Origin of the sequence: Listeria monocytogenes, from assembly GCF_041765605.1 — a bacterium.
Taxonomy (GTDB): Bacteria; Bacillota; Bacilli; order Lactobacillales; family Listeriaceae; genus Listeria; species Listeria monocytogenes_D.
The window spans coordinates 1,412,172-1,428,559 of sequence record NZ_CP168900.1 but is presented as its reverse complement, the minus strand read 5'-3'; the positions used below and the strand labels follow the sequence as shown (position 1 = coordinate 1,428,559).

Sequence of the window (16,388 nt, the reverse complement as noted above, 5' to 3'; positions counted from 1 at the left end):
CCTTTTTTTATTCGTGCTCTGGATTAATTTCCACATTTACTCTTCTTGGTTTACTTCCTTCGTGAGGTCCAACGACACCTCTTTGTTCCATTTCATCAATCAACCTGGCTGCACGATTGTAGCCAATACGGAATTTTCTTTGTAACATCGAAACGGAAGCTGTCTGCATTTCCACAACAAGCTCTACTGCTTCGTGATACAATTCATCCGTTACTTCTCCTTCGACTTCTGGAATATCATCAGGAATCATTTCTTCGCTATATTGTGCTTTTTGTTGCGAAATAACATAATTAACCACATCTTCTACTTCTGCATCAGATAAAAAGGCTCCTTGAATTCGAGTAGGTTTACTAGAGCCAACTGGAAGTAACAGCATATCACCGCGTCCAAGTAACTTCTCTGCCCCGCCCATATCAAGAATTGTTCTTGAATCAATGGAACTTGAAACGGCAAAAGCAATTCGAGACGGGATATTCGCTTTAATTACGCCGGTAATAACATCAACTGATGGGCGTTGTGTTGCGATAATCAAATGTATTCCCGCAGCACGTGCCATTTGAGCAAGGCGAGTAATCGCATCTTCTACGTCATTGGAAGCTACCATCATCAAGTCAGCTAACTCATCTACAATTACAACAATAAAAGGTAGTTCAGGTTGCTTTTCTTCGTTTAGCTCATTATGTTTTTTCACATAATCATTGTAGCCCTGCATATTACGAGTACCCGTATGCGAAAATAAATCATAGCGTCGTTCCATTTCCGCAACGACTTTTTGCAATGCTTGGGCTGCTTTTTTAGGATTTGTTACAACTGGTGCGAGCAGGTGTGGAATGCCATTATAGACATTCAGCTCTACCATTTTTGGATCAATCATCATCATTTTGACTTCATGCGGTTTGGCACGGAGCAAAATGCTCGTAATGATACCATTAATACAGACAGATTTCCCACTACCAGTTGCTCCTGCGACGAGTAAATGAGGCATCTTATCAAGACTAGCCATCATTGCTTCCCCAGAAATATCACGACCAAGTGCTATTTGAAGCTTCTCGTCTGGATTGTTTTTAGGATTATTTTCTAACACTTCACGTAAGGAAACCATGGCTACATTTTGGTTAGCTACTTCAATCCCAATAGCAGATTTCCCTGGAATTGGCGCTTCAATTCGAATATCTTTTGCGGCTAGAGCAAGTGCTATATCATCACTGAGCGAAACAATCTTGCTCACTTTAACACCGACAGATGGTTGTACTTCATATTTTGTCACTGCAGGGCCAAGATGAACTTGGGTGATTTTTGCTTTCACTCCGAAGCTTTCAAAGGTATCTTCTAATTTTTTTGCATTAACTTTAATTTGGTCATATTCTTTACTTTGATCCGTTACTTTAGCCGGTGCTAAAATATCAACAGGCGGCAATTGATAAATCTCATTTTCGAATGATTCTTGTTGAAACATTTCTAAATCTTGCTCTTGTTTGGTTGTTTTTTCTTCGACTGGTGCTTTTTCTTGTTCTACTTTGGAGCTAAAGTTAGAAATGATCGGTGGCGCTTTTTCTTCTTGCGCGGGTTCTACTACATCTATTACTTCATCGGGCTCAACCTCAACTATTTTCTCTGCTTTCTTTTTATCACGTTTCGCTTTCACTTCTTTGCCTTTTTCGGTCGCAACTTTGCCTTTTGCAAATAAGTAACGAACAAATTCGGCAATTTTAGAGAAAAATTGGCGGATGGAAATACCTGATACAAGGGAAAAACCATAGATAATTAGTAGCGCAGCAATCAAGTTTGTTCCGAGACGATCTAATAAGAAATACGTAACAGAGGTAATTGCAGCTCCAATCATTCCCCCGCCAACAAAACCAACTTGATTTGGTCTAAATAAATTTTCTAATACTAATTTCCAAGTACTAGAAATAACGGAGGCATTTGCTCCTAAGTTGTGGATAATGAAATACATATGTATATATGTCAAAAAGCCTAAAACAATAAGATAAATACCGACTAATCTTTTGCTAAATAAGTGAGGCATTTTTCTTCTAATCACCATGTACCCACCAAGTATCACGCTACCTGCAAGTAATACATAGCTTAAAAGGCCAACAAACATTTCTGCCAGAGCAAAAAAACCGCGACCGACAAAGCCTAATTGTAAAAGTCCGATAACTCCTATTGCTATTAAAATAACCCCCGTTATTTCTAAACGAAAAGAGGCTGATTGTTTCTTTTTTGAACGTGTTGACGATTTTTTACGTCCGCTCGTTTTTTTCTTTTGTGTCGCCATTTCAAGTCCCACCCATTCCTTTTTTGCTTGTTTTATTATAGCACATCTATCCGTTCTGTCGCTCATACTATAGCCCTATTATACAAACAAATGTTTCCTTTCGTCAAAAAACCACATATCCCAAGTAGGAGATATATGGTTTCTGCTTTGTTATAGGTGCGGTGTTTTCGTGTTCATCAGCTTTCCGCCGCGGACTTCCGACATACTTCCCCCGACAGCTAAGAAGGCATCTGGATCTATTTCATCCAGAATAGCTTTCACTTTTACTTCTTCAAATCTTGAGACGATAACGAAAACTACTTTTCTTACATCACCAGAGTATCCACCAGTTGCATCTAAATATGTAACACCTTTTCCAAGTTGCTCCATAATTTCTGCCCCAATTTCCTCGTAATAGCGGCTGATAATAAAAGCACTTTTCGATTCATCTACACCTTGAATAACAATATCAATTACTTTGTACGCTAGGAAATACGTAATTAAGGAATACATCGCTCGATCCCAGTTGAACACAAGTCCAGCAACGATAAAAATAACAATATTAATAAACATAATAATTTGTCCTGTTGAAAATGGCGTCCGACCGTTAATAATGATTGAAATGATTTCTGTTCCATCAAGCGCCCCTCCGTTACGAATAACGAGACCTACTCCAAGACCAAGCGTCATTCCACCAAAAACAGTCGCAAGTAGTAAATCATCTGTCACTGGATCCATATCGTGTAAAACGAGCGTTACAATCGACATGACTGCAATTCCGTACAATGTAAACAGCGCAAATACTTTTCCGATTTTTCGGTAACCTATGATGAAAAACGGAATATTAAGTACAAAAGTTAAAACCCCTAGTGGCAGCGGCGTTAGTTGCGAAATAATAATCGAAATACCAACGACTCCACCATCCAAAATTCGGTTGTTTACAAGGAAAAGTTCCAGCCCAACCCCCATTAAAATTGCGCCAAAGGTAATCATTAAAAACTTATAAACAAACCACTTCAACCTTTTCCTGCGTTCTTGTTTTACTTTTTTTAAAGCTAGTTCTTCCATAAACGATTCATTTATTTGCACATAGCTCACGCCCAATCCTTACTTCATTCTTTATTTTAGGCAATGAAAACAGGATTTGCTTTCATCAACAAAATTTTCGCTTCATATTTAATAAGTATACCATAGCTGTTTTGTACTTGTACATATAGTTAACTATAAGAAGCATTTATTTTACAGTTCCCTTACTTGCCAGTCTGAATTTGCTATAGTATAGTATTAATGCGCAAACTTGTGGAGATTTATTCTTGCACATGAAATACATTTTGAAGGGTGATAAGATTATGAGTGACTATCAAGTGTTGTTATATTACAAATACACAACGATTGATGATCCAGAAACTTTTGCAAAAGAGCATCTTGCTGCTTGCAAAGAAATGGAATTGAAAGGCCGAATTTTGGTGGCTACTGAGGGGATTAATGGCACCGTTTCGGGTACAGTAGAAGCAACAAACAAATATATGGATTATATGGCAAATGACGCTCGCTTCGCTGATATGGTATTTAAAATTGACGCGGCTGATGCTCATGCTTTTAAGAAAATGCATGTACGGCCCCGTGCTGAAATTGTTAGTTTAAGTTTAGAAGAAGATGTTAATCCTTTAGAAGTTACAGGGACTTATTTAGAGCCTTCTGAGTTTCGTGAAGCATTGTTGGATGAAGATACGGTTATTTTAGACGCTCGAAATGATTATGAATTTGATATCGGTCATTTCCGCGGCGCTGTTCGTCCAGATATTCAAAATTTCCGTGAGTTACCAGGATGGATTGAAGATAATCGCGAGCAACTTGCTGATAAAAAAATCGTCACTTACTGTACTGGTGGTATTCGTTGTGAGAAATTTTCCGGTTGGTTAAAAACAGCTGGTTTTGATGATGTAAGTCAACTTCACGGCGGGATTGCGACTTATGGTAAAAACGAAGAAACCAAAGGGGAACTCTGGGACGGCCAAATGTACGTTTTCGATGAAAGAATTGCGGTTCCGATTAACCAAGTAAACCCTACTATCGTTGGGAAAGATTACTTTGACGGCACGCCTTGCGAACGTTACATCAATTGCGCTAACCCGTATTGTAATAAGCAAATCCTCGCTTCTGTCGAAAATGAGAAAAAATATTTGCGTAGTTGTTCGCATGATTGCCGCGTTCATCCCGCAAATCTTTATACGAAAAATTTATCTAAAGAAGAATTCACTGAACGCCTTCAAGCAATCGATGAAACTTTACCAGAAATGGTTCAATAAATAAAAAACCAGCTTTGCTAAATGAATAGCAGCTGGTTTTTATTTTCTATTGGCTAGTTTGACTAAATCGATTTCTCGTAATGTGCCCCATTTGGCAAGTTCACCACTTATGATTAATGGCGTTGTTTTTAATTCTGAGATATTTTTCGCATCTGCGAGAACAAATAAGCTACGTAGTTGTTCTTTCCATAACTCTAGTTTTTCGATAGTTTTGGTGAGACCCTCTTTTTTTAGTGAATAAATAATTTGTCCTGCCATCCCTACACTATCTGCTCCGAGCGCTAATGCTTTGACGATATCTAACGGGTTCCTAATACCACCTGACGCTAAATAAGCAATCTTTGGCGCGTCTTGGTGTTGCATGTCTATTAAAGCTTGTCCGGTGGAAATACCCCAATCAAGTAAGAAATCATATGCTTGATCACGGCGGCGGTCATTTTCAATTTGGGCAAAGTTTGTTCCGCCTTTTCCAGCTAAATCTACGCTTTGAACACCAACACTTGCTAATGTCGCAACTGTTTCACGCGTCATTCCAAAGCCAACTTCTTTTACAACTACTGGAACTGGCGAGAGCTTGACGTACTTTTCTATTCTAGTTAGCCAATGACTAAAAGAACGGTCGCCTTCTTGCATAACTAATTCTTGTGCCGGGTTAATATGGATTTGAAGTGCATCTGCCTCTAACATTTCGATTGCCCGAAGTCCCTCTTGAAGAGCTACTTCTGGACTAATATTTGCTAAAATCATCCCATTCGGATTGATTTCTCTGACAATTTTATAGGTATCTATTAGCGAACTATTTTTTAGAGCTGCAGACTGGGAACCAACGGCCATTGGAATAGCTACTTCACGCGCTATTTCGGCAAGTTCAGCATTAATTTTTTTCGTATGCCGACTTCCTCCTGTCATAGCATTAATATAAAATGGGAAAGGCACATTTGTCCCCACAATAGTTGTGGTTAAATCGATATCTTTCACATTATAGCGCGGGATAGAAGTTCCAATCAGTTGAATATCTTCTAAACTCGATGGCGCTAACTGCTCATTTTGTTTTACTCCAAGAGCCACGTGTTCGTCTTTTCGACGTTCTCTTAATAAGTCATCGTTCTTCTGCATGTGTTAATCCTCCAAATTTCTTTTCGCCTCAAGCAAAGGTTAAAACAGGTTTAAAAATCGTCTCTTTTTCTTCGGGAGTTGGTTGATATACTTCCCCATCAGAAAATAAAATAAGTCCGTGAAATGTTTGAATATCATCTTCACAGTCCTCACAGTACTCTACTTCTTCCTCATTCCAAGCAGCAAGCAAACAATCTTTTTTTGTTTGATGGTTAGGATAATTCCGTAGTAACTCGTCTGCTAACTCTTGATACTTCAGAAAGGCTGCTTCCTTATCTGAAAAAGCAAAGTCGGCTTGAATGGAAGTTTCCCACTCCTCAAAAAACCACCAAGGCTCGTATTCGCCTTTAGTTAGATAGACATTCCATTTTGTCATATCAAAAACTCCCAACAGTAAATATAATACACTTATTATAGCATAAGCTTTCTGGAAATACTGGAATGCAAATTTTTGAAAGTAATGCTAAAAAAAGATACACTAGTAATAAGGAAAAATAAAAGGAGTTGGTTTCGCCATGGCTAGAGATACAGCGATTTTGAGAGTAACTGGATTTGTGCAAGGTGTCGGATTTCGTTATACTACTAAACACGTCGCTTACAAATATGATATTAGTGGAACAGTAAAAAATTTAGATGACGGTTCCGTTGAAATTCATGCAATTGCGGAAGAAGAAAACTTAAATAAATTTATTGATGCTATCAAAAAAGGACCATCACCTGGTTGTCGTATCGAACATGTATACATTTACAAAGGTGCGCCCGTAGAAGAACGAAAAACGTTTGACATCGTTTACTAAAATCCCAAAAATAGTAGTTGTGCTATAGCTCTTTTTGCATTATAGTTAATGAGTACTAAAACCTAGAAAGGAGCGAATGCGTGGCATGATTTCCATTTTACAAATTTTACTTGAACCAGAATTCATTTCACTCACAGTAACGTTTTTATTAATGTTGACGATTTTCAGTTATTGGTCGGCCATTACATTATTAAAACCGAAAATGGTGCTACCCGCTGACGCTATCTGCTTAAAGCAAGTAAAGATTTCACTTCGAGCACAAATTTATGTAACCTCACCTAATTTTGTTATTAATTGGTTGGCTATAACTCGGAAATGTAGCGCTATTACTGATGACGAAGACAGTTTTTCATTTTCCAACGTATGAATCGATTATTTTACTATTTAGGAGGAAAATGAAACATTGAAAAAGAAAAATATTATTTTAATTAGCGTTTTACTTGGTGCTCTACTATTACTTACAGGTTGTAGTATGGACCCGTCACAAAATACAGATGGTTTTTTCAGCACTTATTTGATTCAACCATTTACTAGTTTTATTATGTTCGTTGCAAAGTTTGTTGGGGGTAATTACGGAATTGCGATTATTATTACAACATTGCTTATCCGTGCACTGATTATGCCGCTAAACTTACGTACTGCTAAAGCTCAAATGGGAATGCAATCCAAAATGGCTGTTGCCAAACCAGAAATTGATGAAATTCAAGCTCGACTAAAACGTGCTACATCGAAAGAAGAACAAGCCACTATTCAAAAAGAAATGATGGCCGTTTATTCCAAGTATAATATCAATCCGATGCAAATGGGTTGTTTACCGTTACTTATTCAAATGCCGATATTGATGGCTTTCTATTATGCTATTCGTGGATCTTCCGAAATTGCTGAACACACATTCCTATGGTTTAACTTAGGTTCACCGGATATGGTGCTTGCAATTATCGCCGGACTTGTCTACTTAGCACAATACTTTGTTTCCATGATTGGTTATTCACCAGAACAGAAGAAACAAATGAAAATTATCGGTTTAATGTCTCCTATTATGATTTTATTCGTATCCTTCACAGCACCTTCCGCTCTAGCGTTATACTGGGCTGTCGGCGGACTCTTCTTAGCAGGTCAAACATTACTAACGAAAAAACTTTACATGAATAAACATCCAGAAATTAAAGTAATGGAACAAGAAGAAAAAGAATTCGAGCAAATCGTGGAAGAACAAAAGAAAGAAAAATAAAAGAAACCGCAACCTCCTCATAAGGTTGCGGTTTTTTTATTTGGATTTTGGTTCAATGTAAGGAAGTGTAATTTTTATCGTTGTACCTTTATCTGGCTCACTAACCGCATTAATCGTTCCTAAATATCCTTCGACTAATTGTTTAGCAATCGCAAGTCCGAGGCCATTACCACCTTTTTCGCGGCTTCTAGCTTTATCCACACGATAGAAACGATTAAATATCTTATCAATTTCTTCTTGTGAAATGCCTTCCCCGTAATCGCGCACATCAATATGGATTTGCTTTTGTTCTTTATAGACATGCATATCCACTTCAGTGCCGTCACCTGAATACTTCACGGCATTATCCATAATAATAATTAAAATCTGCTCTAAATGATTATGCTGGATAAGCGCTCGTAAATCAGTATCATCTTCTTTTAAGGTAAACGTGAAATTTTCATACATGACTTCAAAATTACGTCTTACTTGTTCTACCGTTGCATTAACATCAGTAATTTGTAATTCTTTTGTTTGTGAAATTTGTTCCGCTCTTGATAAATCAAGCATTTCTTGTACTAATTTTTTCATGCGTTCTAATTCTGTTAACGAAGCATTTAATGATTCATCAAGTACAGCTGGATCATCTTTTCCCCAACGAGTGAGTAATTTTAAATGGCCTTCCATAATTTGCACTGGGGTACGTAATTCATGAGAAGCATCCTCTACGAATTGCTTTTGCTGTTCAAAACTAGTTTCTATTCGCGTCATCATATCATTAAAAACAACGGTTAATTCGCCAATTTCATCGCGAGAATTAGTTTTCGTTTCGATTCGTTTTTGGAAACCATTTTTTCGGATATCATTCATTGTTCGAGCTAGACGAGTCAGTGGATTCAAGAAATTTTGTGCCAGTAAATAACCGAGCATTCCACTAATAAAGAGCGCTACAGCCCCAAGTAAAATCATCGTAACTAGAAGCCGGTCCATCATCCGATTATAGGAAGTGAGCGGATTTACCACCTGCGCGTAACCAATCACGGTCGTATTGTCGTCCGCTACAATCGGCATTTGCGCCGTCATCATCTTCTGTCCGTCAATCGTTGGTTTATTCATAATAAACTTGTCTGTCCCACTAACAAAATACTGCGAAAAATCAATGCTCGTGATATCTTGATTTCTTGAAAAATAATACTTATTAATAAAATGGCCGTCTTTATCATACAGATTAATTACTTGATCTTGTAATTTTCGATTCACCGTTTTATCGTTATTAAATAAATACTTAATTTCCTCATTATCGGTCAAATCTTGATTAGTTAACGTACTCGTTGTTGCTAGAAGCAGTTCTTTTACTTCCGGTTCTTCTTCATTTAGCAACATTTGCCCAATTCCTTGGTAAATAGCATAGGAAAACAAGAAAAATGTTAGAAAAATGGCTGCACTAGCTCCAAAAGTCCATTTAAATTTCAAAGAACGACTTTTTAAGGAAAATGGGCTAGTCGTCATGTACGCATCACATACCCTGTCCCGCGAACTGTTTGGATATAACTTTCTTCGTCAGGATGATCAATTTTATTCCGCAAGTAACGAACATACACATCCACTACATTCGTTTCAACTTCTGTTTCATAACCCCATACTTTATTAAGTAAAACTTCGCGTGTGAGAACGATATTAACATTTTCCATCAATGTAAGTAAAAGTTCGTACTCTCGTTTTGTCAGGTCGATAATTTCTTCATCGCGTTTAACAATCCGATTTTCTTTTTCAACGATTAAGTTTCGGTACTGTAGTGTGGTTTGTTTCGCAGATTGTTCCGCATTTTCAACCCGACGTAACAGCGAACGCAGGCGTGCAAGTAATTCTTCAATAGCGAAAGGTTTGACAATGTAATCGTCGGCTCCGTGGTCTAGTCCGGATACACGGTCGATAACAGAGTCACGTGCAGTTATCATAATAATGGGTGTTTGTTTCACTTGACGCACACGGCGACAAACTTCTACACCGTTTAAATGCGGCAACATTAAATCGAGTAAAATAGCATCCCATTCTTCATTAAGTGCGAGTTCTAGTCCAGCACGTCCATCATTAGCAACCGCTGTTTCATAATTTTCATGTTGTAATTCGAGTTCGATAAAGCGTGCTAAGTTTTTTTCATCTTCTACGATTAATATTCTATTCATTTGGCCTAACCCTCTCTTTCGGTCATTACACTATATTCCTATTACTATTGTAACGAACTTTAGCTCAAAAACAACTAATAACAGCGCATAAATAGATATTTTCACTATTTTTTAGCACTTTACCATGATTTACTAATTCAAATCTCATAAAAAAGGCACCCACTCGTTAAAGTGGATGCCTTATCTTCCATCAATCTTCTACTTGTGGCCATTCTGTATGGAATACGCCAGGTTTGTCGACTCTTTCATACGTATGAGCACCAAAGTAGTCGCGTTGTGCTTGGATTAGATTTGCAGATAATACTTCTGAACGATAGCTATCGTAGTAGCTAATTGCTGCAGTGAATGTTGGAACTGGAATTCCAGCTTTTACTGCTTCTGCAACAACTGTACGAAGGTCGCCTTGGTAGTTATGTGCAATATCTTTGAAATACGGATCTAATAATAAGTTTTTAAGATTTTTATCTTTATTATAAGCATCAGTAATTTTTTGTAAGAAACGAGCACGGATAATACAACCAGCGCGGAAAATTTTCGCGATTTCGCCGTATTGTAAGTCCCAATCGTTTTCTTCACTAGCTGCTCTCATTTGTGCAAAACCTTGTGCATAAGATGCGATTTTGCTGAAGTAAAGCGCGCGACGAACAGATTCAACAAATGCTTTTTTGTCGCCTTCAAAACGATAATTAGATGGGCCAGATAAAACAGTACTTGCATAAACGCGTTCATCTTTAAGTGCTGAGATGTAACGAGCAAATACAGATTCTGTAATTAAGGAAAGTGGAACACCTAAGTCAAGTGCGCTTTGGCTAGTCCATTTACCAGTTCCTTTTTGACCAGCTTTATCAAGAATAACATCGACAATTGGTTTACCTGTTTCTTCGTCTTTTACTTTTAGGATATTTTTAGTGATCTCGATTAAATAGCTATCAAGTTCCCCGTTGTTCCATTCTTCAAATACGTCAGCAAGTTCATCATGGCTTAATCCACCGATTTCTTTCAAAATAGTGTAAGCTTCTGCGATTAATTGCATATCGCCGTATTCGATACCGTTATGCACCATTTTAACGTAATGTCCGGCACCGTCTGGACCAATATAAGTCACACAAGGTTCTCCGTCTGCTACTGCAGCAATTTCACGTAAAATAGGTGCTACAAGGTCATATGCCTTGCGTTGACCACCTGGCATGATAGAAGGACCTTTTAGTGCGCCTTCTTCTCCGCCTGATACACCAGTTCCGATGAAGTTAAATCCTTCTTCACTTAGTTCTTTATTACGACGAATCGTATCTTTGAAGAAAGCATTACCGCCATCAATTAAAATATCGCCTTCGTTTAAGAAAGGTTTAACTGCTTCAATCATCATATCTGTAGCATCGCCAGCTTTTACCATAATAAGGATACGGCGAGGCACTTCAAGAGATTCGACAAATTCCTCTAAACTATAAGTTGGTACTAATTTTTTGTCCGCATTTTCTTCCATAACTGCTTTCGTTTTTTCAGTCGAGCGGTTAAAGATAGATACTGTATGACCGCGGCTTTCAATGTTTAGAGCCAAGTTACGACCCATAACGCCCATTCCTATAACGCCAATTTCTTGTTTTGCCATTTTGCACTTCTTCCTTTCCGGTTTATTAAGGCAGAAAAATCTGTCTTACTTCAACATGACACATAAAAGTATCAACATCATTTACTATATCAAAGAATTGCTTCTTGGACAATGAATCAATCCGAATTATTTGACTTTTTTTCACTAATTTAGCTTTCTGAGGAGAATTTTCTCGTTTTTTGCGGATTCTGCTAGGTCAATGACGAGTTGTGTAAGTTTTTCTAACTGCTCTATCGACACTGTTTCTTTTGCCGAGTGCGCGTTTTCGTATCCCGCTGATAATAGCATGGTTGGAATCCCTTTTTCATTCAGCACATTCGCATCCGTACCACCTTCTAACCATATTTCGCGAGTTTCCAACGATTGTTTTTTAGCGGCTTTTTGGAAAATATTCATTAGTGGATGCTTAGAGCGAATTTGATAGCCTTCATAAATTAATTTTGTGTCATGCGTCAAAAGAGCACCATATTTTTCGCAAGTTTGCGCAAATCGTTCTCGAATGGTCTGAATATGCAAAAGCGCCTTACGAAAACTTGCTGCTGAAGTAAAATGCACTTCTAATTGCGCATCTTGTTGATTTTCATCATTTATTCCACCAGAAAATGATTGAATTCCCCATTTGTTTTCCCGGTCAATCTTGCCTGGTCGTGTGGCATGTAGCGCCATTCTAGCAATCGAAATCGGCGACATCTGCGCTGCCTCAGAACTTGCAATAGTAAATTCTAATGCGACTAATGTATTTGCCTGTAGTTGGTAATTTCCGACTTCACCGGGGGCATCTAAACAGTAACCATAAGCCGCTGTAATCTGTTCTTCTGGGAATAAACGCATTCCAATCATACCAAGTTCTTCTTTCGTCGTGAAAATAAATTCGATTTCCCCGTGAGGTGTCTGTTCCACACTAAAATAATCGATAGCTGCTAACATTGCCGCCACTGCGGTTTTATCATCTGCACCTAAAGAAGTACCTTCCGCTGCTGTAAATACGCCTTGGTCAATTTGAAAAACTGGTGTTCTTGCATTCGGATGCGTATCCACATGACTACAGAAAAAAATCGTTGGAAATTTCTCTTTAGTCGCGGGGATTCGTGTAATTAAGCCATAATTTTCATCCATACTATATTCGATTTTTAATTTCGTTAGATGTTTTTTTATGTAAGTTAAAATGGCTGTTTCCTTTCCAGAAACAGACGGAATTTGGATTAATTCGGTAAAATATTTTTTTACATTGGACATCATTTTTTTCACCTACGTTCTTCCTATTTTTCCTAAAAAAATCCATAAAGGACTTGAAATTTGTTTTAATTATAAGTAAGATGTATATATCTGAAATGCTTTATGAGAGGAGTTTTCTTCCGCATGACTAATAAAAAAGTAGTTCGCGTTGTCGTTATTTTAATGCTAATCGCGATTGTATTATCCAGTGTTTTAACCGGGGTATTAATGTTTTTATAAATATCCGACGTCTGAGCCAATTGGTTCAGGCTTTTTTTATTTTTTCTCAAAAAAAAGAGCAGCACCCGAAAGTACTACCCAAGACATCTAGGGAGTTTAGGGGTATGGATCTAGATGTACTAAACAATACCCGCTAAACCTAGATTAAAACATTTTTAATACAATGCTGTATTTTCTTTGGAAATCTTTTCGACATTGGCTTTAATTGCTTGTAAGAATTTACCTGCTAGTAAGCCATCTAAAATACGGTGATCGATGGAAAGACATAGGTTCACCATATCTCGTACAGCAATCATATCATCAATAATGACAGGACGTTTAACAATGGATTCCACTTGAAGAATTGCTGCTTGTGGGTGATTAATAATCCCCATTGATTGAACAGAGCCAAATGAACCAGTACTATTCACTGTGAAAGTGCCACCTTCCATATCGGCTTGGCTTAGTTTACCATTACGCGCTTTTCCAGCAAGTTCGCTAATTTCGCGAGCAATGCCTTTAATGGATTTTTCGTCCGCATTTTTAATAACTGGAACGTACAATAAATCACCAGCTGCAATCGCAATCGAAATATTGATATTCGCGTGCTCAATAATTTTATCGCCTGCCCATGTGCTGTTAAGTTGCGGGAATTCTTTCAATGCTTGTGCAACGGCTTTGATGAAAAAGGCGAAATAAGTTAATGAATAACCTTCTTCTTTTTTAAAGCTGTCTTTAACTGCATTACGATAGCGAACAAGACCTGTTGCATCCACTTCCACCATCATCCAAGCATGCGGAATTTCTTGTTTGCTCACGCTCATATGTTTAGCAATGGCTTTTCTTACGCCATTGATTGGGATTTCTCTGTCACCTGCTGCTGAACGTACAGGAGCTGGTGTAGCAGTTTTTTCTTGCGGTGCGCTTTGACTTTGCACTTCTGCTTTAGTAGCTACTGGTCCGTTTTCAATGACTTGAAGTAAGTCTTTTCTTGTAATTCGGCCACCTTTACCTGTGCCTTCTACAGTGGATAAATCGATATTGTTTTCACCAGCAATTCGTAGTACCGCTGGAGAAAATCTTCCACTAGCTGGTGCATCTGCTAGTTTCACTTGTTTTGTTTCTTGTTTTTCTGGCGCTTTTGTTTCTGTTTGTTCTACTTCAGCTACAGGTTCCGAACTTCCTGCGTCTGCTGTTTCAATTGTACAAATAACTTCGCCTACTTCTAGTGTTTCATCTTCTTCGGCTAAAATTTCTTTAATTGTTCCGCTAAAAGAAGATGGGATTTCTGCTGTTACTTTGTCAGTAAGTACTTCTGCGATAGCATCATACTTTTCAACTGTATCGCCTGGTTTAACTAACCATGAACTAATCGTTCCTTCTGTTACACTTTCCCCTAATTTGGGCATGGTGATTTTTTCAACTGCCACGGGTCTTCACTCCTTTAATTTAAAACGGGTCTAAAATTCCGCTAATTCTTTCATTGCATCCGCCACTTTATCTGGATTAATCATAAAGTGTTTTTCCATCGTTGGAGCAAAAGGCATCGCTGGGGTATCTGGTCCTGCGAGTCTAGCAATCGGTGCATCTAAATCAAATAGACAATGTTCCGAAATGATTGCCGCCACTTCACTAATAATACTTCCTTGTTTATTATCTTCCGTAACAAGAAGTACTTTACCAGTTTTTTTCGTTGCTTCGATAATCGCTTCTTGGTCTAATGGATAAATCGTACGTAAATCCAGAATATGCGCTTCGACACCTTCAGCGGCTAAACGTTCCGCAGCTTGTTGAGCAAATTGAACAGCAAGTCCATAAGTAATAACTGTAATATCATCGCCTTCACGAACGACATTTGCTTCACCGATTGGTACGATATAATCTGTTTCTGGTACTTCGCCTTTCAGCAAGCGATAGGCGCGTTTATGCTCAAAGAAAAGTACTGGATCGTTGTCACGAATCGCTGCTTTTAAAAGTCCCTTCGCATCATATGGTGAGGATGGAACAACAATTTTCAAACCTGGTTGTCCAAAGAATACTTTTTCAACAGATTGTGAATGGTAAAGTGCTCCGTGTACCCCACCGCCAAAAGGTGCGCGAATAACCATTGGGCAAGACCAATCGTTATTAGAACGGTAGCGAATTCTGGAAGCTTCTGAAATAATTTGGTTGACAGCAGGCATAATAAAGTCCGCAAACTGCATTTCTGCAACTGGACGATAGCCATACATCGCCGCTCCAATTCCTACTCCGGCAATAGCCGATTCAGCAAGTGGTGTATCAAGAACTCGGTCTTCACCAAACTCATCATATAAACCAGCAGTCGCTTTAAAAACGCCACCTTTTTTACCTACATCTTCTCCTAAAATAAATACTTTATCGTCGCGCTCCATTTCTTCTTTAAGCGCCATGGTTATTGCATCAATATATGAAATGACTGGCATTCAAATTCCCTCCTAATCAGCTATTCGCTTCTTCATCATATACATAAAGTAAAGATGATTCTGGTTCAGCGTATGCTGCACTTTCCGCATAATCGGTTGCTTCGTTAACTTCTTTCGCAATGTTTTTTTCGATTTCAGCGATTTTTTCTTCTGTTAAGTAACCTTCTTCCAGTAATTCTGCTTGGAAAATTTTCAGTGGATCTTTTCCTTTTGCTTCGTCAACTTCTTCTCTGGAACGATAACTACTATCGTCATCATCGGAGGAGTGTGGTGTGAAGCGGTAAGAAACTGTTTCAATTAAAGTAGGTCCCTCGCCGTTTCTTGCACGATCTGCTGCACGTTTAAATGCCGCGTATACTTCTCCCATATTCGTTCCATCTACACGTTCACCAGGGATGCCGTAACCAATTGCTCGGTCGGATAGTTTTTCAGCGGCATATTGTTTCGATGCTGGAACGGAAATAGCATATTGGTTATTGTGAATCACGAAAACAACTGGCAACTTATGTACAGATGCAAAGTTGATTCCTTCGTGGAAATCGCCTTGGTTAGAAGATCCTTCACCGGTTGAAGCATATATCGCAATCTCATCACCAGCCATTTTCGCTGCAAGTCCAATCCCTGTTGCATGCGGGAACTGGGTAGTTACAGGCGAACTTTGAGTGACAATGCGGTTTTCTTTTTGACCAAAGTGGGCTGGCATTTGTCGTCCGCCAGAGTTTGGATCTTCCGCTTTAGCGAACGCGGATAACATAATATCTTTCGCTGTCATCCCGAATGCTAGAACCACTGCTAAATCACGGTAATATGGTAATGCATAATCTTTATCTAAATCAAAGGCAAACGCAGCGCCAATTTGTGCCGTTTCTTGTCCTTGTCCAGAAATAGTAAAAGGAATTTTCCCAGAACGGTTCAGCAACCACATACGTTCATCCAGTCTTCTTGCCATTAGCATCGTTTCATACATTTTAATTAATTTATCTTCTGTTAAACCTGCTTCTTTTAAAGTCATTTTTGTTCCTC

The 16,388-nt window shown here is 38.4% G+C and carries 16 protein-coding genes; 5 read left to right on the top strand and 11 right to left on the bottom strand.

Features of this window, described 5'->3' with window-relative positions; all coding sequences use genetic code 11:
• Positions 1 to 7: 7 nt before the first annotated feature.
• On the bottom strand, positions 8 to 2,281 hold the full coding sequence (locus tag AB2Q86_RS07390; protein WP_012581349.1) for a DNA translocase FtsK: 2,274 nt from the start codon (positions 2,279 to 2,281) through the stop codon (positions 8 to 10).
• Positions 2,282 to 2,431: 150 nt separating this feature from the next.
• The gene (locus AB2Q86_RS07385; protein WP_003727465.1) at positions 2,432 to 3,358 is read right to left on the bottom strand and encodes a YitT family protein; all 927 of its coding nucleotides are present in this window, start codon (positions 3,356 to 3,358) and stop codon (positions 2,432 to 2,434) included.
• 251 nt (positions 3,359 to 3,609) lie between these two features.
• Between AB2Q86_RS07385 and AB2Q86_RS07380 the strand changes: the two genes are divergently transcribed.
• Entirely contained in the window at positions 3,610 to 4,569 is a 960-nt protein-coding gene (locus AB2Q86_RS07380; RefSeq protein ID WP_012581350.1) for a rhodanese-related sulfurtransferase, read from the top strand.
• 39 nt (positions 4,570 to 4,608) lie between these two features.
• On the opposite strand, the gene fni is transcribed toward AB2Q86_RS07380, so the two are convergent.
• Both fni and AB2Q86_RS07370 read right to left on the bottom strand, forming a co-directional pair.
• Entirely contained in the window at positions 4,609 to 5,685 is a 1,077-nt protein-coding gene (gene fni, locus AB2Q86_RS07375; RefSeq protein WP_012581351.1) for a type 2 isopentenyl-diphosphate Delta-isomerase, read from the bottom strand.
• Positions 5,686 to 5,713: 28 nt separating this feature from the next.
• On the bottom strand, positions 5,714 to 6,061 hold the full coding sequence (locus AB2Q86_RS07370; protein ID WP_003726835.1) for a DUF1033 family protein: 348 nt from the start codon (positions 6,059 to 6,061) through the stop codon (positions 5,714 to 5,716).
• A 139-nt stretch (positions 6,062 to 6,200) separates the two neighbouring features.
• Here AB2Q86_RS07370 and AB2Q86_RS07365 point away from each other — a divergent pair, with 139 nt between their 5' ends.
• The 3 genes from AB2Q86_RS07365 to yidC all read left to right on the top strand — a co-directional run bounded on the left by AB2Q86_RS07365 (position 6,201) and on the right by yidC (position 7,713).
• Positions 6,201 to 6,482 (top strand): acylphosphatase, encoded by a 282-nt coding sequence (locus tag AB2Q86_RS07365; protein ID WP_003722507.1) that lies wholly within the window; start codon positions 6,201 to 6,203, stop codon positions 6,480 to 6,482.
• An 85-nt stretch (positions 6,483 to 6,567) separates the two neighbouring features.
• Positions 6,568 to 6,849, top strand: coding sequence for a hypothetical protein (locus tag AB2Q86_RS07360; RefSeq protein WP_003730667.1), 282 nt, complete (start codon positions 6,568 to 6,570; stop codon positions 6,847 to 6,849).
• A gap of 36 nt (positions 6,850 to 6,885) precedes the next feature.
• Positions 6,886 to 7,713 (top strand): membrane protein insertase YidC, encoded by an 828-nt coding sequence (gene yidC / locus AB2Q86_RS07355; RefSeq protein ID WP_012581352.1) that lies wholly within the window; start codon positions 6,886 to 6,888, stop codon positions 7,711 to 7,713.
• Between the two features lie 36 nt (positions 7,714 to 7,749).
• Here yidC and AB2Q86_RS07350 read toward each other — a convergent pair whose 3' ends face one another.
• From AB2Q86_RS07350 to AB2Q86_RS07335, 4 genes are all read right to left on the bottom strand, one after another.
• Positions 7,750 to 9,201 carry a HAMP domain-containing histidine kinase gene (locus AB2Q86_RS07350; protein WP_003736550.1) on the bottom strand — a complete coding sequence of 484 codons (1,452 nt, stop codon included), beginning with the start codon at positions 9,199 to 9,201 and terminating at the stop codon, positions 7,750 to 7,752.
• Complete coding sequence (locus tag AB2Q86_RS07345; RefSeq protein ID WP_003719652.1) at positions 9,198 to 9,878, bottom strand: response regulator transcription factor; 681 nt, start codon at positions 9,876 to 9,878, stop codon at positions 9,198 to 9,200. Before AB2Q86_RS07345 ends, AB2Q86_RS07350 begins: the two co-directional genes overlap by 4 nt.
• 190 nt (positions 9,879 to 10,068) lie before the next feature.
• Positions 10,069 to 11,487: an NADP-dependent phosphogluconate dehydrogenase gene (gene gndA, locus AB2Q86_RS07340; RefSeq protein WP_003727468.1), complete on the bottom strand. Its 1,419-nt coding sequence runs from the start codon at positions 11,485 to 11,487 to the stop codon at positions 10,069 to 10,071.
• Between the two features lie 144 nt (positions 11,488 to 11,631).
• Entirely contained in the window at positions 11,632 to 12,726 is a 1,095-nt protein-coding gene (locus AB2Q86_RS07335; protein WP_014589068.1) for a M20/M25/M40 family metallo-hydrolase, read from the bottom strand.
• Positions 12,727 to 12,846: 120 nt separating this feature from the next.
• Between AB2Q86_RS07335 and prli42 the strand changes: the two genes are divergently transcribed.
• Positions 12,847 to 12,942, top strand: a complete 96-nt coding sequence (prli42, locus tag AB2Q86_RS07330; protein ID WP_003722501.1) for a stressosome-associated protein Prli42 — start codon at positions 12,847 to 12,849, stop codon at positions 12,940 to 12,942.
• 155 nt (positions 12,943 to 13,097) lie between these two features.
• Here prli42 and AB2Q86_RS07325 read toward each other — a convergent pair whose 3' ends face one another.
• The 3 genes from AB2Q86_RS07325 to AB2Q86_RS07315 are packed head-to-tail and all read right to left on the bottom strand — an operon-like array spanning position 13,098 to position 16,377.
• Complete coding sequence (locus AB2Q86_RS07325; RefSeq protein WP_012581354.1) at positions 13,098 to 14,351, bottom strand: dihydrolipoamide acetyltransferase family protein; 1,254 nt, start codon at positions 14,349 to 14,351, stop codon at positions 13,098 to 13,100.
• 30 nt (positions 14,352 to 14,381) lie between these two features.
• Positions 14,382 to 15,365 carry an alpha-ketoacid dehydrogenase subunit beta gene (locus tag AB2Q86_RS07320; RefSeq protein ID WP_003729885.1) on the bottom strand — a complete coding sequence of 328 codons (984 nt, stop codon included), beginning with the start codon at positions 15,363 to 15,365 and terminating at the stop codon, positions 14,382 to 14,384.
• Positions 15,366 to 15,381: 16 nt separating this feature from the next.
• Entirely contained in the window at positions 15,382 to 16,377 is a 996-nt protein-coding gene (locus tag AB2Q86_RS07315) for a thiamine pyrophosphate-dependent dehydrogenase E1 component subunit alpha (RefSeq protein WP_012581355.1), read from the bottom strand.
• Between the last annotated feature and the right edge of the window lie 11 nt (positions 16,378 to 16,388).

What these genes read in the sequence shown, in the direction of transcription:
- fni (WP_012581351.1), bottom strand. Translation starts at nt 5,685, where the DNA reads ATGCAGAAGAACGATGACTTATTAAGAGAACGTCGAAAAGACGAACAC.
- prli42 (WP_003722501.1), top strand. Translation starts at nt 12,847, where the DNA reads ATGACTAATAAAAAAGTAGTTCGCGTTGTCGTTATTTTAATGCTAATC.
- AB2Q86_RS07360 (WP_003730667.1), top strand. Translation starts at nt 6,568, where the DNA reads ATGATTTCCATTTTACAAATTTTACTTGAACCAGAATTCATTTCACTC.
- AB2Q86_RS07370 (WP_003726835.1), bottom strand. Translation starts at nt 6,061, where the DNA reads ATGACAAAATGGAATGTCTATCTAACTAAAGGCGAATACGAGCCTTGG.
- gndA (WP_003727468.1), bottom strand. Translation starts at nt 11,487, where the DNA reads ATGGCAAAACAAGAAATTGGCGTTATAGGAATGGGCGTTATGGGTCGT.
- AB2Q86_RS07380 (WP_012581350.1), top strand. Translation starts at nt 3,610, where the DNA reads ATGAGTGACTATCAAGTGTTGTTATATTACAAATACACAACGATTGAT.
- AB2Q86_RS07315 (WP_012581355.1), bottom strand. Translation starts at nt 16,377, where the DNA reads ATGACTTTAAAAGAAGCAGGTTTAACAGAAGATAAATTAATTAAAATG.
- AB2Q86_RS07320 (WP_003729885.1), bottom strand. Translation starts at nt 15,365, where the DNA reads ATGCCAGTCATTTCATATATTGATGCAATAACCATGGCGCTTAAAGAA.
- AB2Q86_RS07335 (WP_014589068.1), bottom strand. Translation starts at nt 12,726, where the DNA reads ATGATGTCCAATGTAAAAAAATATTTTACCGAATTAATCCAAATTCCG.
- AB2Q86_RS07350 (WP_003736550.1), bottom strand. Translation starts at nt 9,201, where the DNA reads ATGACGACTAGCCCATTTTCCTTAAAAAGTCGTTCTTTGAAATTTAAA.
- AB2Q86_RS07390 (WP_012581349.1), bottom strand. Translation starts at nt 2,281, where the DNA reads ATGGCGACACAAAAGAAAAAAACGAGCGGACGTAAAAAATCGTCAACA.
- AB2Q86_RS07345 (WP_003719652.1), bottom strand. Translation starts at nt 9,878, where the DNA reads ATGAATAGAATATTAATCGTAGAAGATGAAAAAAACTTAGCACGCTTT.
- AB2Q86_RS07365 (WP_003722507.1), top strand. Translation starts at nt 6,201, where the DNA reads ATGGCTAGAGATACAGCGATTTTGAGAGTAACTGGATTTGTGCAAGGT.